Source organism: Agrobacterium sp. 22-210-1, assembly GCF_053522525.1.
In genome coordinates, this window is sequence record NZ_JBNWCI010000001.1 from 2,156,051 (window position 1) to 2,176,478 (window position 20,428).

Annotated in this window: 19 protein-coding genes and 1 tRNA gene; 16 read left to right on the forward strand and 4 right to left on the reverse strand. The window is 58.1% G+C overall.

Translation table 11 applies throughout. The annotated features are described in order from the left end of the window. The first annotated feature begins 8 nt into the window (after window positions 1–8). The 5 genes from ACQZ5F_RS10840 to ACQZ5F_RS10860 all read left to right on the forward strand — a co-directional run bounded on the left by ACQZ5F_RS10840 (window position 9) and on the right by ACQZ5F_RS10860 (window position 6,164). Window positions 9–512, forward strand: a complete 504-nt coding sequence (locus tag ACQZ5F_RS10840; RefSeq protein WP_137083474.1) for a flagellar basal body-associated FliL family protein — start codon at window positions 9–11, stop codon at window positions 510–512. After that, window positions 509–1,246 carry a flagellar type III secretion system pore protein FliP gene (gene fliP / locus ACQZ5F_RS10845; RefSeq protein WP_052817083.1) on the forward strand — a complete coding sequence of 246 codons (738 nt, stop codon included), beginning with the start codon at window positions 509–511 and terminating at the stop codon, window positions 1,244–1,246. Before ACQZ5F_RS10840 ends, fliP begins: the two co-directional genes overlap by 4 nt. Window positions 1,247–1,618: 372 nt before the next feature. Beyond that, on the forward strand, window positions 1,619–2,629 hold the full coding sequence (locus tag ACQZ5F_RS10850; protein WP_225339478.1) for a flagellin N-terminal helical domain-containing protein: 1,011 nt from the start codon (window positions 1,619–1,621) through the stop codon (window positions 2,627–2,629). Window positions 2,630–3,222: 593 nt separating this feature from the next. Continuing rightward, the gene (locus tag ACQZ5F_RS10855; protein WP_046800572.1) at window positions 3,223–4,566 is read left to right on the forward strand and encodes a flagellin N-terminal helical domain-containing protein; all 1,344 of its coding nucleotides are present in this window, start codon (window positions 3,223–3,225) and stop codon (window positions 4,564–4,566) included. A gap of 260 nt (window positions 4,567–4,826) precedes the next feature. Continuing rightward, window positions 4,827–6,164, forward strand: a complete 1,338-nt coding sequence (locus tag ACQZ5F_RS10860) for a flagellin N-terminal helical domain-containing protein (RefSeq protein WP_046800571.1) — start codon at window positions 4,827–4,829, stop codon at window positions 6,162–6,164. 220 nt (window positions 6,165–6,384) lie between these two features. Here ACQZ5F_RS10860 and ACQZ5F_RS10865 read toward each other — a convergent pair. Continuing rightward, window positions 6,385–6,459 (reverse strand) — tRNA-Thr (locus ACQZ5F_RS10865). 155 nt (window positions 6,460–6,614) lie between these two features. Between ACQZ5F_RS10865 and ACQZ5F_RS10870 the strand changes: the two genes are divergently transcribed. The 10 genes from ACQZ5F_RS10870 (at window position 6,615) to ACQZ5F_RS10915 (ending at window position 13,466) form a co-directional block, all read left to right on the forward strand. Then, entirely contained in the window at window positions 6,615–6,881 is a 267-nt protein-coding gene (locus tag ACQZ5F_RS10870) for a hypothetical protein (protein WP_225339479.1), read from the forward strand. A 101-nt stretch (window positions 6,882–6,982) separates the two neighbouring features. Then, a complete protein-coding gene (gene murA / locus ACQZ5F_RS10875) occupies window positions 6,983–8,275 on the forward strand; it encodes a UDP-N-acetylglucosamine 1-carboxyvinyltransferase (RefSeq protein ID WP_046800570.1) in 1,293 nt (430 codons plus the stop codon). Between the two features lie 115 nt (window positions 8,276–8,390). Next, entirely contained in the window at window positions 8,391–8,831 is a 441-nt protein-coding gene (locus ACQZ5F_RS10880; RefSeq protein WP_225339480.1) for a DUF2948 family protein, read from the forward strand. 133 nt (window positions 8,832–8,964) lie between these two features. Then, window positions 8,965–10,263: a histidinol dehydrogenase gene (gene hisD / locus ACQZ5F_RS10885; protein ID WP_137083470.1), complete on the forward strand. Its 1,299-nt coding sequence runs from the start codon at window positions 8,965–8,967 to the stop codon at window positions 10,261–10,263. Between the two features lie 3 nt (window positions 10,264–10,266). Further along, the gene (locus tag ACQZ5F_RS10890; protein WP_046800567.1) at window positions 10,267–10,740 is read left to right on the forward strand and encodes a UPF0262 family protein; all 474 of its coding nucleotides are present in this window, start codon (window positions 10,267–10,269) and stop codon (window positions 10,738–10,740) included. A 2-nt stretch (window positions 10,741–10,742) separates the two neighbouring features. Further along, window positions 10,743–11,231, forward strand: coding sequence for an arsenate-mycothiol transferase ArsC (locus ACQZ5F_RS10895; protein ID WP_046800566.1), 489 nt, complete (start codon window positions 10,743–10,745; stop codon window positions 11,229–11,231). A 144-nt stretch (window positions 11,232–11,375) separates the two neighbouring features. Continuing rightward, a complete protein-coding gene (gene infA / locus ACQZ5F_RS10900; protein ID WP_004432473.1) occupies window positions 11,376–11,594 on the forward strand; it encodes a translation initiation factor IF-1 in 219 nt (72 codons plus the stop codon). Window positions 11,595–11,625: 31 nt separating this feature from the next. Next, window positions 11,626–12,249: a Maf-like protein gene (locus ACQZ5F_RS10905; RefSeq protein WP_225339481.1), complete on the forward strand. Its 624-nt coding sequence runs from the start codon at window positions 11,626–11,628 to the stop codon at window positions 12,247–12,249. Window positions 12,250–12,252: 3 nt separating this feature from the next. Then, on the forward strand, window positions 12,253–12,480 hold the full coding sequence (gene yacG, locus ACQZ5F_RS10910; RefSeq protein ID WP_046800564.1) for a DNA gyrase inhibitor YacG: 228 nt from the start codon (window positions 12,253–12,255) through the stop codon (window positions 12,478–12,480). Window positions 12,481–12,629: 149 nt separating this feature from the next. Further along, window positions 12,630–13,466, forward strand: a complete 837-nt coding sequence (locus tag ACQZ5F_RS10915; RefSeq protein ID WP_225339482.1) for a DUF6030 family protein — start codon at window positions 12,630–12,632, stop codon at window positions 13,464–13,466. 12 nt (window positions 13,467–13,478) lie between these two features. Here the strand turns inward: ACQZ5F_RS10915 and galE are convergent, their stop codons facing one another. The 3 genes from galE to mscL all read right to left on the reverse strand — a co-directional run bounded on the left by galE (window position 13,479) and on the right by mscL (window position 16,588). Beyond that, on the reverse strand, window positions 13,479–14,510 hold the full coding sequence (gene galE, locus ACQZ5F_RS10920; protein ID WP_052816950.1) for a UDP-glucose 4-epimerase GalE: 1,032 nt from the start codon (window positions 14,508–14,510) through the stop codon (window positions 13,479–13,481). Between the two features lie 327 nt (window positions 14,511–14,837). Further along, window positions 14,838–16,004, reverse strand: a complete 1,167-nt coding sequence (locus ACQZ5F_RS10925) for a pyridoxal phosphate-dependent aminotransferase (RefSeq protein ID WP_046800561.1) — start codon at window positions 16,002–16,004, stop codon at window positions 14,838–14,840. A 155-nt stretch (window positions 16,005–16,159) separates the two neighbouring features. Then, window positions 16,160–16,588, reverse strand: a complete 429-nt coding sequence (gene mscL, locus ACQZ5F_RS10930) for a large conductance mechanosensitive channel protein MscL (protein ID WP_046800560.1) — start codon at window positions 16,586–16,588, stop codon at window positions 16,160–16,162. A 325-nt stretch (window positions 16,589–16,913) separates the two neighbouring features. On the opposite strand from mscL, the gene ACQZ5F_RS10935 reads away from it, so the two are divergent. After that, complete coding sequence (locus ACQZ5F_RS10935; protein ID WP_225245437.1) at window positions 16,914–20,423, forward strand: PAS domain-containing hybrid sensor histidine kinase/response regulator; 3,510 nt, start codon at window positions 16,914–16,916, stop codon at window positions 20,421–20,423. Window positions 20,424–20,428: the final 5 nt, after the last annotated feature.

Here is a 20,428-nt window from a genome sequence, read left to right on the forward strand (position 1 = left end):
GACTGACCATGGAAAACGAACAGGCTGAGAGCAAGAAAAAGTCCTCTCCGGTGGTCATGACCATCGCTGGCGTTGTGATCCTGACGCTGCTCGGTGCGGGCGGCGGCTGGCTGGTGGGCGGCATGATCGCCCCCAAGATCGCCGGCGCTGAGGCCGCAGCGCACGCGCCAGCCGCTTCGGGTGAAAAGGGCAAGGCCGCCGAGGGCATCGAGAAAATCTCCGCCGAAGCCAACGGCATCGTCCAGCTCGACCCCATCACCACCAACCTCGCCTACCCTTCGACCAACTGGGTGCGGCTGGAAGTGGCGCTGATGTTCAAGGGGCCGGTGGAAGTCGGACTGGCGGAGGATATCCACCAGGATATCATGGCCTATGTACGCACCGTTTCCCTTCAGCAGCTGGAAGGGCCGCGCGGCTTTCAATATCTTAAGGATGACATTCAGGAACGAGTTGACCTGCGCTCGCAAGGGCGCGTATCCAAGGTCATGTTCCGGACCTTTGTCATCGAATGATTCGATTTCTTGTAACCATCGCCGTCCTCCTCGCCTTGCCGGGCCTTGCCAACGCCCAGCAATTTCCGTCCGATCTGTTCAATACGCAGATCGACGGATCCGTCGCGGCATGGATCATCCGCACCTTCGGCCTTCTGACAGTTCTCTCCGTCGCGCCGGGCATCCTGATCATGGTCACGAGCTTTCCTCGTTTCGTGATCGCCTTTTCGATCCTGCGCTCCGGCATGGGCCTTGCCTCGACGCCATCCAACATGATCCTGCTGTCGATGGCGATGTTCATGACCTTCTACGTCATGTCGCCCACCTTCGACAAAGCCTGGACGGACGGCGTGCAGCCGCTTTTGCAGAACCAGATCAACGAACAGCAGGCGATAGGGCGCATCGCCGAACCCTTCCGTACCTTCATGAACGCCAATACGCGTGACAAGGACCTGAAGCTGTTCGTCGATATCGCCCGTGAGCGCGGACAGGAAGTGATGACCGACAATGTCGTCGATTACCGCGTTCTCGTTCCGGCCTTCATGCTGTCGGAAATCCGCCGCGGTTTCGAGATCGGCTTCCTGATCATCCTGCCGTTTCTGGTCATCGACCTCATCGTCGCCACCATCACCATGGCCATGGGCATGATGATGCTGCCGCCCACCTCGATTTCCCTGCCGTTCAAGATCCTGTTTTTCGTGCTGATCGACGGCTGGAACCTGCTCGTCGGCAGCCTCGTCAGATCGTTCAACTGACGGCATTTGTGCCGAAATAAACTTCGTTAATCCTGTTTGTTAACCCCGCAGCCCCACGGCAGCGGGGTTTTCGCGTTTTAAGGCTTTGGTTACCAATTTTGCTAGGGCCCGGATAACTATAATTTTAAATTAAAAACTTACCATTTAAATATACTTCGCAGTAACCATAAGTATTTTCCAGTATTTCTTAATGCTCAAATTAATAATTACGCAATTTTTCGCTGCGAAATTCTCCCTACACACAGCGGGTTTGGTTTCAAGAGACAAGTAACTCTGAACCGAGTGGCATGAAGCCGAAACGTTGTGACCGGTAATACGAAGTCCGGAATGTCCCCAATTCCAGTATCTCGTAAAAACAAGGGACAATATATTATGGCAAGCATTCTCACCAACGCCTCCTCTATGGCTGCTCTCCAGACGCTGCGTTCTATCGGCAACAACATGGAGACCACACAGGGCCGTATTTCGTCGGGCCTCAAAGTAGGTTCCGCCTCCGACAACGCCGCTTACTGGTCCATCGCGACCACCATGCGTTCGGACGCTTCGGCACTCTCCACCGTTTCCGACGCGCTCGGCATCGGCGCTGCCAAGGTCGACACGGCTTATTCCGGTATGGAAGCCACCATCAAGGTCGTCCAGGAAATCAAGGACAAGCTGATCCTTGCTCAGGACCCGACCGCCGACAAGAAGAAGATCCAGAAGGAAATTGGCCAGCTCCAGAAGCAGCTGACCTCCATCGCAGACTCCGCAACCTTCAACGGTGAAAACTGGCTGAAGACGAAGGCATCCAACGATGGCGCCGCATTTGCTGTCGGTACGGACGATGCCGCTATCGCCAACCTGAAAAAGCAGGTTGTCGCATCCTTCACCCGTGACTCCGCTGGCGCCGTCAAGGTTCAGCGCGTTGACATGCAGCTCAGCGGTTCGAACATCCTGTTCGACACCGGCGCTGTGACGGACGGCAAGGGCACGGGCATTCTCGACAAGGCAGCGATCGCAGACGGCGTAAAGCAGACTGTTTCGAACCTCGATATCTCGGACCTGTCGATCTACAAGGGCGCTGCCGCCACAATGCTCGGCACTGCCGCTGCAACCGACAACGACATCCTCGACAAGCTCATCAGCCACGTCGACAAGCAGCTTGAAACCCTCAACAGCGCTGCTGCCGATCTGGGTTCGGTGTCCAACCGCATCTCCATGCAGGAAGACTTCGTCTCCAAGCTGACCTCGACCATGGAAAAGGGTATCGGCCGTCTGGTTGACGCCGACATGAACGAAGAGTCCACCCGCCTCAAGGCTCTGCAGACACAGCAGCAGCTGGCAATTCAGGCCCTGTCGATCGCCAACAGCGACTCGCAGAACATCCTGTCGCTCTTCCGTTAATCGGAACGAAAATTCTAGAAAAACGAGCCGCGCCCGAAAGGGCGCGGTTTTGCGTTCCGGGCATGGCATGCAAACCGCAAGGTTTCATTTACCATTCCTGCTTTCAAAGCATTTACCACGATTAGAGTGAAGGCCCGGGCGTCCGCTGAAATTAGGAAATTGGAAAGCACCGGCTGTCAGATTTTGCGCATGGACAAGCGGATAGCCGCGGGCCGGAATGACATAAAACACAAGATCGCAAGCGGGGGCTGACCGTCTTGTAATCGGGTGAAAATGGCAGACGCAACGGAGGCTGACCCGAGCGTATTGCCCCTCTATCAAAGCCGCATCCGGAAACGGGTGCGGCTTTATTATTTTTTTAAACATTTCCAGCTACGCGCGCGCACGCGCAAGGGTTGCAAAACAAACCGCCAGAATGCACTTTTTTAGAAAGCCATTAGGTCTTCATTAACTATATAAAGGTTAGCTAGAGCCATCGAAACGGTGAGCTAACCTTTAAAAATCAGCCGGTTAGCAGGCATGACGCTGTGCGCCGTTCCCGGTGAGACCGGAATGTCCCTTTTCTAATCAGCCATTCAAGGGGCAAATCTACTATGACGAGCATTCTTACTAACGTCGCAGCTATGTCTGCACTTCAGACCCTGCGCTCTATCGGCCAGAACATGGAAACGACGCAGGACCGCGTTTCCTCCGGCCAGCGCGTCGGCGAAGCTTCCGACAACGCAGCTTACTGGTCGATCGCGACCACGATGCGTTCCGACAACGGCGCACTTTCGGCCGTCCAGGACGCTCTCGGCCTCGGCGCTGCCAAGGTTGATACGGCTTATTCCGGTATGGAATCGTCCATCGACGTCGTCAAGGAAATCAAGAACAAGCTGGTTGCCGCCCGCGAACCCGGCGTCGACAAGTCCAAGATCCAGGAAGAAATCAAGCAGCTCCAGGATCAGCTGAAGTCGATCTCCAGCTCCTCTTCCTTCTCCGGTGAAAACTGGCTGCAGGCCACCGTCAGCAACGGCGCTGGCGAACTGAAGAACGTCACCAAGCAGATCGTGGGCTCCTTCATCCGCGACGCCGCCGGTAACGTATCCGTAAAGACCGTTAATGTTGACCTGAGCCGTAACACGGTCCTGTTCGACACGTCTTCGGGCGCTGCAAAGGACAAGCAGGGCGTCCTCGACTCCTACGCTTATTTTTCTTCCACGGGCAGCTACAAGCTGTTCGAAATCACCAATGACTCGGACGGCGTAGGCGCCGCCCAGCCGGTGACCAAGGTTGCTGCAGCCAAGGTTTACACTGAAGCTCAGCTTAAGGGCCTGAAGGAAGCAACAGCCGGCACCGCCGTCACCTTCACCACCGCCGCTGCAACGGGTATCGTCACCATCGCTAATGCCGATACGACCACTCCGAACGTCAACGGCACCTACTTCAATCTTGGCAACGACCAGTACGTGAAAATCAACACGACTGCGCCGACTGCGCCGGCAACCAAGACCAACATTGCCGTTGGCCTCGACGGCACCACCAAGATCTACCTGGAAGAAGGCGCTGACGCCCAGCTTGCAACGCAGCTGACCTACTCGCTGACGTCTCTGGACATTACCAAGGACCTGACCGGCACGTTCAAGAACAGCGACGGCTCGGCAGTCTCGGAAAACCAGTACCTCGACGCCATGGTGTCGTTCGTCGACAAGCAGCTCCAGAGCATGACGTCCGCCGCCGCCGACCTCGGCTCGGTCAAGATGCGCATCGAACTGCAGGAAAACTTCGTCAACAAGCTGACCGACTCGCTCGACAAGGGCATCGGTCGCCTGGTCGACGCTGAAATGAACGAAGAATCCACGATGCTGAAGGCTCTTCAGACCCAACAGCAGCTGGCTGTTCAGGCCCTGTCGATCGCCAACAACGACTCGCAGAGCATTCTCTCGCTCTTCCGTTAATCACGGGCAACATCGTCAAAAACGGAAAGCCGCGCCTCGAGCGCGGCTTTTTTTATTATGGTTAAGAAAAATTATCGTTCCTTAATTTTTCCCTTTATTGATTTAGGCTTTGTTAACCATTCGCCGCCTAAAACCTAGTCATCGAAACGATTGGTTAACCAAGACGAAAAAGAGGTTAACAGGCATCAAGCCGCTCGATCGTTCCCGGCGGCAATCCGGAATGTCCCTTTTCATTTCAGCCAATCAAGGGGCAAATAATTATGACCAGCATTTTGACAAACGTCGCGGCAATGGCCGCCCTTCAGACCCTTCGCGCCATCGGCAGCAACATGGAAGAAACGCAGTCGCGTGTCTCCTCCGGCCTGCGCGTCAAGACCGCATCCGACAACGCCGCCTACTGGTCGATCGCGACCACCATGCGTTCCGATAATGGCGCTCTTTCCGCCGTGCAGGACGCCCTCGGCCTCGGCGCCGCAAAGGTCGATACCGCCTATTCCGCCATGGAAACCACCGTCGATGTCGTCAAGGAAATCAGCAAGAAGCTGGTTGCAGCCCGCGAAGCAGGTGTCGACAAGGCAAAGATTCAGGAAGAAATCCGCCAGCTTCAGGACCAGCTCAAGAGCATCGGCGAATCCGCCTCCTTCTCCGGCGAAAACTGGCTGAAGGGCAAGATCAGCGACGCTTCCGGCAACCTGACGCCGGTCACCAAACAGATCGTCGGTTCCTTCGTTCGTGATGGTGCAGGTAACGTCGCCGTCAAGACCATCAACATTCAGGTTGATAACAAGACCGCACTTTTCGATACGTCAACCGGCGCGACGAAAAACGGCATTCTCGACAGCGCTGCCTATTACTCCGACACCGGTGTTCTGCGTGATTTCGAAATCACCACGACGACGCCCGCAGGTGTTGCGACAACCACGCCTTCTACCGCAAAAGTGTTTACCGAGGCTCAGCTTCTTGGTTTCCCGTCGGGTACGACAACCACGGTTTCGGCTGCGGACGCAACAACCGGCCTCGTAACCGTTGCTGCGGCAACAACCGCAAGAAACAACGGCACCTATTTCAAGATCGGTGAAAACGCAGCTGGCGAAGCCCTCTATGTGAAGGCCAACAATACGGCACCGACGCCCGCTGGCACCACTGTGACGGCGATCGGCACCGGTGGCTCCTCCAACAACAATATCTATCTCGAAACCGCTGCGGCAACGTCGCAGATGGCGCAGAAGCTTGATTACTCGCTGATCGATCTGGACATCACCAAGGACCTCAGCGGGCTGACGGATGCCAAAGGCCAGCCGCTGACCGACAATGACGGTCTCGACAACATGATCCAGTTCGTCAACACGCAGCTGGAATCGCTTATCAGCGCAAGCGCCGATCTTGGTTCAATCAAGATGCGTCTCGATTTGCAGGAAGACTTCGTCTCGAAGCTGACCGACTCCATCGACAAGGGCATCGGCCGCTTGGTTGACGCCGACATGAACGAAGAGTCCACCAAGCTCAAGGCTCTCCAGACGCAGCAGCAGCTGGCGATCCAGTCGCTTTCCATCGCCAATACCAGCTCCGAAAATATCCTGTCGCTATTCCGCCAGTAAGCGGCGCCCGTTGGCTACGGCCGGTTTCGTCCCGCTCTGGCAGCAACAGAATATTCGGATATGGAAACCGCGCTTCGCAAGAGGCGCGGTTTTCCCGTTCGTCTGGATTTCTGTTCTCCAAGGCTTACACGGAGTGCTTGGGAAAGCGCACAAGCAGCGCGCGGCAGACTAATGTCGGCATCTCTGGAAATCGCGTAATTTTTTGAATTTATGGGAGAAATGGTGCTGCTAGAGAGATTTGAACTCTCGGCCTCTCCCTTACCAAGGGAGTGCTCTACCCCTGAGCTATAGCAGCATCCGGTGCCGAAGCGTGTGCTTCAGCATCAAGCGTGGCGGCCTATTGCCATAGGTTTTTGATGAGCGCAAGTCGCAAAACGATATTCTTCATCAAGCGGGGCAAAAAAGCGTTCCCCCTGTTGAAAAATGCATTTTTCGGATATTGCTGAATTTATGAACGAACATCATGACAAACAGGCGAATGCAGCGATTTGCGCGGACGACGCCACAGAACCGTCCGCCGTGACGGCGACCGGTGGCCAGCAGGCTGGCCCGGGCGAGAAGGCACGGCAGCGCGAGGCGGAGCGCAAGGCGCGGGCGGCGAAGAAGCTTCGTGAAAACCTTCTCAAGCGCAAACAGCAGGTTCGTGCGCGTCGCGCCGGCGATGAGGACCAGACGATTGGTCTGCCTGCCGCAAAAACGGACGAATCATCCTCATAGAGAATTCATCAGCATAAATTGAAACGCCGCGGAAATTCGTCTAAGGACGCGCCTTTCCGCAAGGCATGATAAGAAAGGCGGGCACAGGCCCGTAGGGACGCATGGATCGCATCAGAATTACGGGTGGCAACAAGCTTAACGGCATCATTCCCATCTCCGGCGCAAAAAACGCCGCCTTGCCGTTGATGATCGCATCGCTTCTGACCAGCGACACGCTGACGCTCGAAAACGTGCCGCATCTGGCCGATGTTGAACAGCTCATCCGTATTCTCGGCAATCACGGCGTCGATATTTCCGTCAATGGTCGCCGCGAAAGCCAGGGCGAAGCCTATTCCCGCACCGTCCATTTCACCTGCCGCACCGTGGTTGATACGACGGCACCCTATGAGCTGGTTTCCAAGATGCGCGCCAGCTTCTGGGTCATCGGCCCGCTTCTGGCCCGTGAAGGCCGCGCCCGCGTTTCCCTGCCCGGCGGCTGCGCCATCGGCACGCGCCCGGTTGATCTGTTTATCGAGGGCCTCGAGGCGCTCGGCGCGACGATGGAAATCGACGGCGGCTACATCAACGCCACAGCCCCCAAGGGCGGCCTGATCGGCGCGGTTTATACCTTCCCGAAAGTCTCCGTCGGCGCAACGCACGTGATGCTAATGGCAGCGAGCCTTGCCCGCGGCACCACCGTCATTCACAACGCCGCCCGCGAGCCGGAAGTGGTCGATCTGGCGCAGTGCCTCACCGCCATGGGCGCGAAGATCGAAGGTGCGGGCACCTCCACCATCACCATCGAGGGCGTCACTTCGCTCTCCGGCGCGCGCCACCGGGTTCTGCCTGATCGTATCGAGACCGGCACCTATGCCATGGCGGTTGCCATGGCCGGCGGCGACGTGGTGCTGGAAGGCACGCGCGCATCGCTGCTCGACAATGCGCTCGATACGCTGCGGCTCGCGGGTGCGACGATCAGCGAGACCGAAACCGGTCTGCGCGTCGTGCGCAACGGCAACGGCATCCAGCCGGTCGATGTTGTCACCGAGCCCTTCCCCGGCTTCCCCACCGATCTGCAGGCCCAGTTCATGGCGCTGATGACCCGCTCGCAGGGTGTCTCCCACATCACCGAGACCATCTTCGAAAACCGCTTCATGCATGTGCAGGAACTGGCCCGTCTCGGCGCGAAGATTTCGCTTTCCGGTCAGATGGCCCGTATCGAGGGCGTCTCCCGCCTGAAGGGTGCGCCCGTGATGGCGACCGATCTGCGCGCCTCGGTATCGCTGGTCATTGCCGGTCTGGTGGCGGAAGGCGAGACCATGGTTTCGCGCGTCTACCATCTCGATCGCGGTTTCGAACGTCTTGAAGAAAAGCTCACCCGCTGCGGCGCACTGGTCGAACGCGTCAGCGATTGATCCTTTCATTGCCGCTCATCCGGCTCCTACCCGTTGCAGAGCGGGCCTCGACTGCCTATTTCCAGTACAAGAAATAGACATTGCGGCCCGTGGCCCGCGGAAAAGGAAGAAAAAGATGAGCGGCCTGAAATTGCTCGCGCTGGATACTGAAGATCTCTCCGTCATCTCGACGCATATGCAGGACAGCGTCTTTAAACTGAAAGACGTTGCCTTCGAGCCGAAGCATGGCCAGTTCACGCTTTCCGCCAATCGTTTCGTATGGGAAAGCGCCGACAAGAAGAACCTGCCACCGGAGCGCTGCCGCAGCGTCGTTTTCCTCAAGCGGGTCTCCGCCGTGCGCTCATATGGCATCAACCGCACCGATAAGGAGCAGGTCCTGTCGCTTCTCGCCATCCGCTTCGTGCAGAATGGCGAAGGACCCGATGGAGCCGTTGAGCTGACGCTTTCGGGCGGCAGCGCCATTGCGCTCGACGTCGAATGCATCGAGGCGCAGCTGACCGATGTGAGCGGCGCCTGGGAAACCGCCGCCAAACCGCATCATCCCGATAGCGAATAAGCGCTTCACGCCGTCGCAACGGTTGCGTTTCGTGACCGTTTCGATTTATGCCACATACCAGAGCCGCGATTATTGCGCGGCGAGTTCGTGAACCTCGCGGCATCGTCCGCGGGGACAATGAAAGGGTAATGGCGTGGCAATCTGGCTGGAGCAGGCATCGGCTGATTTCGAACAGAAATTCGCAGCCTTCCTGACGACCAAGAGGGAAGTTTCCGAAGACGTCAATGCGACGGTTCGTGACATCATCAACGATGTCCGCCAGCGTGGCGATGCGGCCCTTGCCCATTATTCCCAGAAATTCGACGGCATCGATTTTACCAAGGTTTCGATGCGGGTAACGGCGGATGAAATCGATGCCGCCTATTCAGCGGTCGACAAAAGCGTCATCGAAGCCCTCGAACTCGCGGCCCGGCGCATTGAAAAACACCATGCGCGGCAGATGCCGAAGGACGACATCTACGAAGACGATATTGGCGTGGGGCTCGGCTCGCGCTGGACGGCCATCGAGGCTGTCGGCCTTTATGTGCCTGGCGGCACCGCCAGCTATCCCAGCTCCGTGCTGATGAATGCCGTACCGGCAAAGGTCGCCGGCGTGGAGCGCATCGTCATGGTCGTGCCCGCCAATGGCGGCGTGATAAACCCCGCGGTTCTTGCTGCGGCGCGTATTGCCGGCGTTGAGGAGATCTATCGCATCGGTGGCGCGCAGGCTGTGGCAGCCCTTGCCTATGGCACGGAAACCATCGCGCCGGTCGCCAAGATCGTCGGCCCCGGCAACGCCTATGTGGCGGCCGCCAAACGCCAGGTCTTCGGCACGGTCGGCATCGACATGATCGCCGGGCCTTCTGAAGTGCTCGTCATTGCTGACAGGGACAATGATCCGGACTGGCTGGCCGCCGATCTGCTGGCGCAGGCGGAGCATGATCGTGGTGCACAATCCATCCTCATCACCGACAATGCCGAACTCGGCAAGGCGGTGGAGGCAGCCGTTGAACGGCAGTTGAAGCGCCTTTCGCGCGCCGAGACGGCGGCGGCGAGCTGGGCCGATTTCGGCGCGGTCATTCTGGTTGAGAAGCTCACCGATGCCATTCCGCTTGCCAACCGCATCGCGGCCGAACATCTGGAACTTGCCGTCGATGATCCCGACGCGCTGATGGCCCACATCCGCAATGCCGGTGCCATCTTCGTCGGACGCCATACGCCTGAGGTGATCGGCGATTATGTCGGCGGCTCCAACCATGTTCTGCCGACCGCGCGCTCGGCACGCTTCTCCTCCGGGCTTTCGGTGCTTGATTTCGTCAAGCGCACCTCTATCCTGCGCCTTGGGCCAGAGCAGTTGCGCCAGCTTGCGCCGGCAGCGATCACCCTTGCCCGTTCGGAAGGGCTGGACGCGCATGCGCGCTCGGTCTCCATTCGCCTCAATCCGGAAAGTTAAGCGATGGCTTCAGGCGATTTCCGGCTCTGCGACGTGGTTCTGGACGATAGTATCGGCCGGTCCACGCCTGATGTGGAGCACGAACGCGCCGTCGCCATTTTCGACCTGATCGAAGAAAATACCTTTGAGCCGGCGGGCCACGAAGGCGGGCCATACCGGCTGCATATTTCGCTGGTCGATGCCAAGCTGGTTTTCGCGATAAAGACCGAAGACGAAAAAGACGTCTCGACCCATATTCTATCGCTGACGCCGTTCCGCCGCATCATCAAGGATTATTTCCTGATCTGCGAAAGCTATTATGAGGCGATCCGCTCCTCTACACCCAGTCAGATCGAGGCGATCGACATGGGCCGGCGCGGCATTCACAATGACGGCTCGCAGACCCTGATGGATCGGCTTTCCGGCAAGATCAAGGTGGATTTCGACACGGCGCGCCGCCTCTTCACCCTTGTCTGCGTGCTTTATTGGCGGGGTTAGAGATGAGCGATCCTGCCGCAGCGCCAAACGAGGGACGAGCGCCCAAATCGGTCCTCTTCATGTGCGGCATGAACTCCATCCGTTCCCCCATGGCGGAAGTCATCGCCAAACGGCTGGTGGCGCCTGGCATTTACATCCAGTCGGCTGGCGTGCGGGCTGGCGAGCGCGATCCCTTCGTGGATGCAGTGCTTGAGGAACAGGGATTTTCGCTCGGCAAACACAAGCCGCGCACGCTGGACGAGATCGAGGATGATTTTTTCGATCTGATCATTACATTGACCCCAGAGGCCCATCACGCCGCGTTGGAACTGACCCGCTCGAATTCGCTCGATGTGGTCTATTGGCCGACCATGGATCCGACGGTGATCACGGGCACGCGCGAACAGATTCTCGACGCCTATCGCGAAGTGCGGGACCATCTGTCGAAACTGATTTCGGAACGCCTGCCGGGGCGGCAGCAGCCGGTGGCGGATACGCTGTCAAAAGACTGAAAACTGACCTCGCCTCATGAAAATCGGTACTGATTTTCAAGCCGATGCTTTAGAGGTTCACAAATGTGCCGGGATTGTGTAGTTTCCGCGCAATTTTCCCGGACAGGACATGTCCGGCACTATCAACAGGAAGAAAACCCTTACATGACAAAAGAAGAAGTCCTTGAATTCCCGGGCATCGTAACCGAATTGCTGCCGAACGCAACATTCCGCGTGAAGCTTGAGAACGAACACGAAATCATCGCCCACACTGCAGGCCGCATGCGCAAGAACCGTATCCGCGTTCTGGCGGGCGACAAGGTGCTGGTTGAAATGACGCCTTACGACCTGACCAAGGGCCGCATCACCTACCGCTTCAAGTAATCCGTTCGGCATCGGACGCCCGGGCAGCGCAATGACAAACACAAAACAAAAGCTCGTTCTGGCATCCGGCTCACCGCGGCGTCTGGAACTGTTGCATCAGATCGGCATCGAGCCGGCACGCCTGATGCCGATGGATATCGACGAGACGCCTGCGAAGCTCGAGCATCCGCGCACGCTGTGTCGTCGTCTGTCGCTGCAGAAGGCCGAAGCGGCGCATGCCGCGCTCAAGAGCGAGCAGACGTGGAAAGACGCCTATGTTCTCGGCTCCGACACCGTCGTCGCCGTGGGCCGTCGCATCGTCGGCAAGGCGGAATATACCGAAGACGCCTCGTCGGCGCTGCATCTTCTCTCGGGACGCAGCCATTGGGTCTATACCGGCATCTGCCTTGTAATACCCGGCGGCAAGATCCGACAGAAGGTGGTGGAAACCAAGGTGCGCTTCAAACGGCTCTCGACGCGAGAAATCGATGCCTACATCGCCTCCGGCCAGTGGCGCGGTAAAGCGGGCGCCTATGGCATTCAGGGCATTGCTGGCGCATTCGTGCAGAAACTGACCGGTTCCTACACCAACGTCGTCGGCCTGCCGCTTTACGAGACGATGTCACTTTTGTCCGGTGAAGGATTTGAGGTGACGTCGGGCTGGCTCGAGGGATAGACCATGGTAAAACCCTCCACTGAAAGCGCCGGAAATGTCACGCCGCTGCGTAAATCCCAGCCATGCCCGGAATGTGGGCGGCCCTCGACGCGCGACGATTATCCGTTCTGTTCGGATCGCTGCCGCTCGCTCGATCTCGCCCGCTGGCTGAATGGCTCTTACGCCATTCCGGTCGCGGACGATGAAAGCAGCGCCGGCGGGCAGGACACGGGTAAAAATACATCCGAATAACACCATGCGCCGCCGGAGATTTCGGCGGTGGATTGCATATATTATTTTTTGAGCTTCCGCTTACATCCATATTCACAGGGCTGAAAACGGCCCGAAAATCCATATCAAAAAAGGCTTCCGCCCTGCCCCGGCAGCCATAGGGTCCTGCGATGGACGCAAGCCTGCAAAAAAGAGTAAGCCATGGCGCGCTGCTGTTTGCAGTGCTGGCCGTCTGTCTCACCATATTGGCGACGGTGCTGCTTGCCAACGATCAGAAGCACCTCAAGAGCCTGTTGACCTACCTCAATCTGGCGCCTGCCATCTATTCCGCCGAGCAGCCGGCCAAGGTGAGGCCCGTCAAACGGCAAAAGCTCGCCGCCAAGAAGGTCGATCTGCCGCATCATCTATTGAAATTCGAAAAAACCGGCGACAGGGCATCTTTCGCACGCGATTTCGTGCTTTCTGGCAAGGACCTCTGTGACCGTTTCACCACCGAGGGTTTTTCCAACCTCGAAGGCTGGCATGCCAGCCCGATGAATATCCGAAATTTCGAATGCATCGCCGATCTTGTCGAAGAGAATGCAGCAACGCCTGCCGAACGGGCATCGCTTTTCCTTGAAATCAGAGGCGAGGCATCGGGCGAGATCAGGTCCATCAGAATGAAGGCCGTGGCGCCTGAGACGCCTGACGGTGCCGCCATCAGGGCCAAGCTTAATGATGCACTGGCCCTGATTATCGGGCAAACCCGCTGGGCCGACCTTGCCGCCATGCTTGGGCCAGCAAACGGGATGCAGGCCTATCAGGTGCAACATTTCGGCATTTCGGTCTCCGTCAAACCGGAGCCGACCGCACCGCATCGCATGAACGTGATTTTGCTCGCGAACGAACAGTCGCCGGGGCTGAAGCTGACGCGCAGTTTTTTCGACAGGGGGCAATGGCTTCCCGCCGCCAGCGCTTCGGATCGGCCGGTCGTCTATAATTCCGTCGAGAAAAACCGTGTCCGCTGATGCGAAACCTGCTCAGCCTATCGCTGCCAGCTTGCGCCGGACCGGGGGGATCCTGTCACTTTGCTGAGCCTGGCGCTTGGCTTCCCACTGAAGAGCAGTGCGAACGATGATCGCCAGATCGTTGAAACGCGGGCGCCAACCCAGCTCCGACTGAATACGGGTGGAATCCGCTACCATGGCGGCAATATCGCCCGGCCGACGCGGACAATGGATGACCGGGAAATCGTGTTCCGATTCCTGCCGCACCGCGTGCAGCACGTCCAGCACCGAATAACCGACGCCATAACCACAATTCAAGGTTCGGGTGCCACCACCGGCGCGCAGATGCGCCATGGCCAGCATATGCGCATCTATGAGATCGCTGACATGGATATAGTCGCGAACGCCCGTGCCGTCAGCAGTCGGATAGTCCGTTCCGTAAACCTCAACCCGATCACGCCGGCCGGTCGCGGCCTCGCAGGCGACCTTGATAAGGTTTGCCACGCCCGTCGGAGAAGGACCGGCGCGGCCCTGCGGATCGGCTCCGGCGACATTGAAATAACGCAGCGCCACATAGTTGAAATCATGCGCCTGCACGACATCGCGCAGCATGATTTCAGAGGCGAGTTTCGACAGGCCGTAGGGATTTTCCGGGCTCAGGATCGCCGTTTCCGGCACCGGGCCATCAAAGGGCTGGTTTCCGTATACGGCGGCTGTCGAGGAGAAGATGAAATTGCGAATGCCATGGGCGACCGCTGCCGCGACAAGGGCGCGGGTCGTCCCGGTGTTGTTTTCGTAATATTCCAGCGGCTGGCTGATCGATTCAGGAACGCTGAGGGAGCCGGCAAAGTGGAAGATGGTCTCGATCTGGTTTTCTTCGAAAATCTGGTCGAGCAAGGTGCGATCGGCCGCATCCCCCAGATAGAAGCGCGCAGCCGGCGCGACAGCCCAACGCGACCCCGTGGAAAGCCGATCGACAACAACGACCTCTTCCCCGGCATCGAGCAAAGCCCACACCATGTGGCTTCCTATGTAACCTGCTCCACCCGTGACCAGAACAGCCATGACTTTACTTCCCTGTTTGCTTTTCTTGAGCCCATCAAAGCCAATAATTCTTCATCATTGATTACTTGCACAGTAAATACGCGACCCAGCCCTCAGCCCTCTGAAAAGGTGGCTTACGATTGGTTAGCGCAATGAAGTGCTTTTTATTTATTAGATGAAAATGTTCTCATAAAAGGAACAGAAGGCGCATAGCACAGAAAAGCCCGCACGTCGATGGTTACGCCGTGGGGTTGCAGTTTTGGAGCTTCACTGTGATTTTTTGAGCAAATGCACCTGTCGCGGTGACGTACCAACGCGACAGGCAAACATTGCAAGGAAGACCGATATCTACCTGCCGAGGATGTAAGATGACAGCCGATCGGCTGCATCTTCTATCTGCCTGGGGTTGCGCAGGAAGCAGGCGCGCAGAAACAGTTCTCCCCCCGGACCGAATGCCGTGCCGGGCGCCAGGCCGACGCCGGTTTTATCGACGATATCCAGCGCCGTGGCGCGGCTGTCCGTCACGCCGTCTATCTTGAGAAAGGCATAAAGAGCGCCGTCCGGCTTCAGCGTTTCAACCCTGTTCGTTGCGATCAGCGCATCGCAGAGAATATCGCGGGACGCCAGAGCACGTTCGTAGTTTTCGCGGATGAAGCCATCGCCCTGGTCGAGGGCTGCGACTGCGCCGCGCTGCATGAACTGCGCAACGCCAGAGGTGGAATATTGAATGAGATTTTCGATCACCTGGCCGATGGCCGGCGGTGCCACAAGCCAGCCGACACGCCAGCCGGTCATGGACCAGTTCTTTGAAAAGGAATTGGCGAAGACGATCTTGTCGTCCGGCTCCATGATGTCGAGGAACGAAGGCGCGCGGGTGCCGGCATAGTGATAAAGCGCGTAAATCTCATCCGCGACGATCCAGAGATCGTGTTTGCGGGCAAGCGCCAGAACATCGCGAAGATTGTCGCGCGTCGCGGTCCAGCCGGTCGGATTCGAAGGCGTGTTGATAAAAAGCGCCTTGGTTTTGCCGGTGATGGCGCTTTCAAGCTTGCCGATATCGAGATCCCAGCGGCCGTCGCGGAAATCGATACCGACCGGAACCGCCTTTGCGCCCGCCACACCGATGGCGGCAACGATATTGGGCCAGGTTGGTGAAAGATACACCATCTCGTCGCCCGGCGAGGTCAGCGCCTGCACGGCAAGCACAATCGCCTGCATGCCGGAACCGGTGACGTAAAAATGCTCCGGCGGCAGCGATGCCGCGAAATGCCGTTCGTAGTAGCGGCTGAGCGCCTGGCGCAGTTCGGGAATGCCACGCTGCCAGGTGTAAAAGGTTTCGCCATTGTTCAGCCCATCAATCGCAGCCTGATTGATGAAGTCAGGGCTCGGCAGATCGCCTTCGCCAACCCAGAGCGGCAGGAGATTGTCCCGTCCCCGGGCATAATTCACGACCTCAACGATGCCGCTCTCGGGAGCCGCCAGAGAGCGCGCACTCAGACTGTTCAAAATGGACATTAAAGACACTCCGTTTGGTGCCTTCTTATCGCATCGAACCGGTCATATGCATGATATTCCGTGAGGCGAACATGGATTTTCTTTATGGATCGATCCCCGGCGCAAGAGAGCTGTCCGCGCAGGTCAGCAAAACCAGGCCGGGGATAATGTCGGTCTCAGCGCGTCTTGAGCAGATCGCGGATTTCGGTGAGAAGCTTGACGTCTTCCGGCGGCGGAGCCGCTTCCGTCTTTTCTTCGGCCTTCTTGGTTTCTACCGAGGCGCGAAGCTTGTTGACGCCCTTGACCATCAGGAAAATGATCCAGGCGAGGATGAGGAAGTTGATGAGAACGGTCAGAAAGTTGCCATAAGCAAAGACGGCACCCTGATCACGGGCAGCGGCAAGCGACGGGGCGGTGACGCCGGAACTCAACGGCAGGAAGTAGTTCGAGAAATCGAAGCCGCCGAAAATTGCGCCGACGATCGGCATGATGAGATCGTTGACGACGGAATCGACGATCTTGCTGAAAGCCGCACCGATGATGACACCGACGGCCAGGTCCATGACATTGCCGCGGGCAATGAAGGTTTTAAATTCGTTTAGCATCCAGATTGTCCCTCTCTCCTGCTTCGAAAGCTGAAGCTATGTGACTGTCCCTACAGGTTCGACCATATAGGTTCCCCTTCGCATTTGGAATTCGTCAAGATTGCATTTATTAGCTTTTTTGCACGCCATAACACGCCGGGTGAAAACGGCACCGGCGGACGTGCTTCAGCAATCTGTTTGCTTCGCATTTTCCCCCGCGTAAAACCGCTAAGCACTTTTACTGGAAATGCTCCCGTCTTGAACTTTATGATCAGACCGCGCTCATTCTCAACCGCATGGAATTCGCCTATGCTCATATCGGGGAATTCTTGCATGGGGAGGATGCGTGCTTCCTGGGTGGATCATATTCGGTTCGGCCTTCGCTTATGTCCTGCTGCTGTTTGCGGTTGCAAGCTTCGGGGATAGAAACAGCCGGAAAAGAAACGCCCCGAAGAAGGGGCGGCCGTTCGTTTATGCGCTCAGCCTGGCGATCTATTGCACCTCCTGGACCTATTTCGGCGGCGTCGGGCTTGCGGCGGACAAGGGGCTGGAGTTTCTCGGCATCTATACCGGGCCGATCCTTGCCTTCACCATCGGCATGCCGATCATTCGCCGAATCGTCGAGCTGGCCAAAACGGAAAAACTGACATCGGTTGCGGATTTCATCGCCGCCCGTTACGGCAAGAACTCCACCGTGGCGATGATCGTCGCCGTCATCGCGCTTGTCGGCGCCATTCCCTATATCGCCCTGCAGCTGAAAGCCGTTTCCAATTCGGTGGCGACGATGGTCGATCCCGGTGACTACGGCATTGGCAGCGGCAATCTTTATTTCCTCGATCTGCCGCTGGTCGTCACCATCGTCATGGCCGGTTTCGCCGTCATGTTCGGGACCCGCCACACCGACGCCACAGAACATCAGGACGGGCTCATTCTGGCGATTTCGATGGAATCGCTGGTCAAGCTGGTCGCCATGTGTACCGTCGGCTTTTACGTGCTGTTCGTCCTTTTCGACGGGCCTGTGCATCTGTGGCGGCTCGCCACGGAGAATGAACAGGCCATGCGGGCCATATCCTATCACACGCCCGTCAGCCGCTGGATTGTCATGACCCTGCTATCCGGCTTCGCCATCATCCTTCTGCCGCGCCAGTTCCACGTCACCGTAGTGGAAAACCGCACGCCGGAAGAATTGCGCATGGCGGGGTTCCTCCTGCCGCTTTATCTCATCGCCATCAACATCTTCGTGCTGCCGATCGCGCTCGCCGGCATTCTGACGCTCGGCGCAAACGGCAGCGCCGATCTCTACGTCCTGCAACTGCCGCTTACGCATCAGATGCCGGTCGTATCCCTGATCACTTTCATCGGCGGATTTTCGGCCGCGACCGCAATGGTTATCGTTGCTTCGGTGGCGCTGTCGATCATGATTTCCAACGACATCGTCATGCCGATCTTTCTGCGGCAGAAGCTGTTGAACCGCTCGCCGCATCGGGACAATTTCGCCAAAACGCTGCTCAATATCCGCAGGACGGCGATCTTCGCGGTGATGCTGCTGGGTTACTTTTATTATCGCGCCGCCGACAGCACGACAGGGCTCGCCTCCATCGGCTTCCTGGCATTCGCCGCCATCGCCCAGATGGCCCCTGCCCTTTTCGGCGGCCTGTTCTGGCGGCGCGCCAATGCGCGCGGCGCGATTGCCGGCCTGAGTTCGGGCTTTTTCGTCTGGGCCTATCTGCTGTTTCTGCCGAGCTTCGGCGGGCCTGACAATTCCGAAGTGGCGGCGAATATTCTCGGTTTCCTGTTTTCCGGCAGTACAGTCTTCAACGGACCGGAAGCCGATCCGTTTGTGAATGCCGTCATCCTCAGCCTGCTCGTCAACAGCATGGCCTTTGTGCTCGGCTCGCTATCGCGCAACCCGCGGCCGGTGGAGCGGATCCAGTCCGGCATTTTCGTCAAGCGTCATTCGAAATCGCAATTCGCCACACGCGGCTGGAAAACCCGTGTGAGCGTCGGCGACCTCAAAAGCGCGATCGCCCGCTATCTCGGGGAAGAGCGCATGCTGCGCTCACTCGCCACCTATGAAAAGACGGCCGGCCGGAAGCTCAACGACGACCAGCCGGCGGACATGGCGCTGATCCATTTCTCCGAACAATTGCTTGGCAGCGCCATCGGCTCCTCCTCGGCCCGCCTCGTGCTGTCGATCATTCTCCAGAAGGCGGAAGATACCAGCGCAGACACCGCCTGGCTGCTCGATCAGGCCAGTGAAGCCCTGCAATATAACCAGGACATGCTACAAACAGCGCTGGCGCAGATGGATCAGGGCATCGCTGTTTTCGACAGTTCGCAGCAGCTGACCATCTGGAACCGGCGCTTCCGCACCCTGCTGGACCTGCCGGAACAATTCGGCCAGGTGGGCGTGCCACTGACGGATATCGTCGCCATGCTGCAGGAGCGCGGCGACATGCCGGCCGGTGATACGGACGAGCTGATCACCAGTTTCCTGACCATGGACCTGCCCTTCTCGCTGGTGCTGGCTGGCGGTGAGCGCATTATCGAAGTGCGTTCCAACACCATGCCGGACAAGGGCATCGTCGCCACCTTCACCGATATCACGCAGCGGGTGGCGAGCGATCAGGCGTTGAAACAGGCCAACGAAACGCTGGAGCAGCGCGTGGCGGAACGAACCGTCGAGCTTACCCGCGTCAACCGCGAACTGGCGGAGGCAAGAGCATCCGCCGACGAGGCGAATATCGGCAAGACGCGGTTCTTCGCCGCCGCCGGTCACGACATTCTCCAGCCGCTCAATGCAGCGCGCCTCTATTCCTCCTCGCTTGTAGAACGGCTTGGCGTCTCCAGAGAAAGCGATCTCGTCCACAATATCGATTCAGCGCTGGAATCGGTCGAAACCATTCTCGGCGCGGTTCTCGATATTTCCCGCCTCGACACGGGTTCGATGAAGGCGCGCATGACGTCGGTGCCGCTAAACGAGCTGTTGAAACGCATCGAAACCGATTTCGCACCCATGGCGCAGGAAAAGAACCTCGATCTCGTGGTCATGCCCACCTCACTCACGGTCCGTTCCGACCCCAATCTCCTGCGGCGGCTCGTACAGAATCTGGTCTCGAACGCCATCAAATACACACTGAGGGGCAAGGTCGTCGTCGGTGCCCGCCGCCGGGGCGGTGAAGTCGTCATTCAGGTGACGGATTCCGGCATCGGCATTCCCGCCTCCAAATTCCGCACCGTCTTCAAGGAATTCGCCCGGTTGGACGAGGGCGCAAAAACGGCCTCCGGCCTTGGGCTCGGCCTTTCCATCGTCGACCGGCTGTCGCGCATGCTGCACCATCCCGTGCAGCTGATTTCGACGCCCGGCAAGGGTACAACCTTCCGCATTCATCTGCCGCGTGAATCAGACCGCGTTGCGCCAGCCAAATCCGGCGGCGCCGTCAGCAATGCGGCGGCGAGCGATCGCCTTCAGGGGGTGCGCGTCCTGTGCATCGACAATGAGCCGAAAATTCTCGAGGGCATGACGCTGTTGCTGACGGGATGGGGTTGCGAGGTTCTGCCGGCAGGTTCGGTGGCGACGCTGGAAGAACCCTTCCTGAAACTGGCGGCGGCGCCTGATATCATCATCGCCGATTACCATCTCGATGATGGTGACGGCATCAGCGCCATCCGCCTCATCCGCACATTCTACGGCAAATCGATCCCTGCCCTGCTGGTGACGGCGGATCGCAGTCCCGAAGTGCGCAGCGATGCCGAAAAATACGGGATTTCCGTTCAGCACAAGCCGGTCAAACCGGCGGCGCTGCGCGCCTATATCAACCAGATATCCAGCATGGCACGGGCAGCGGCGGAATAAAAAAT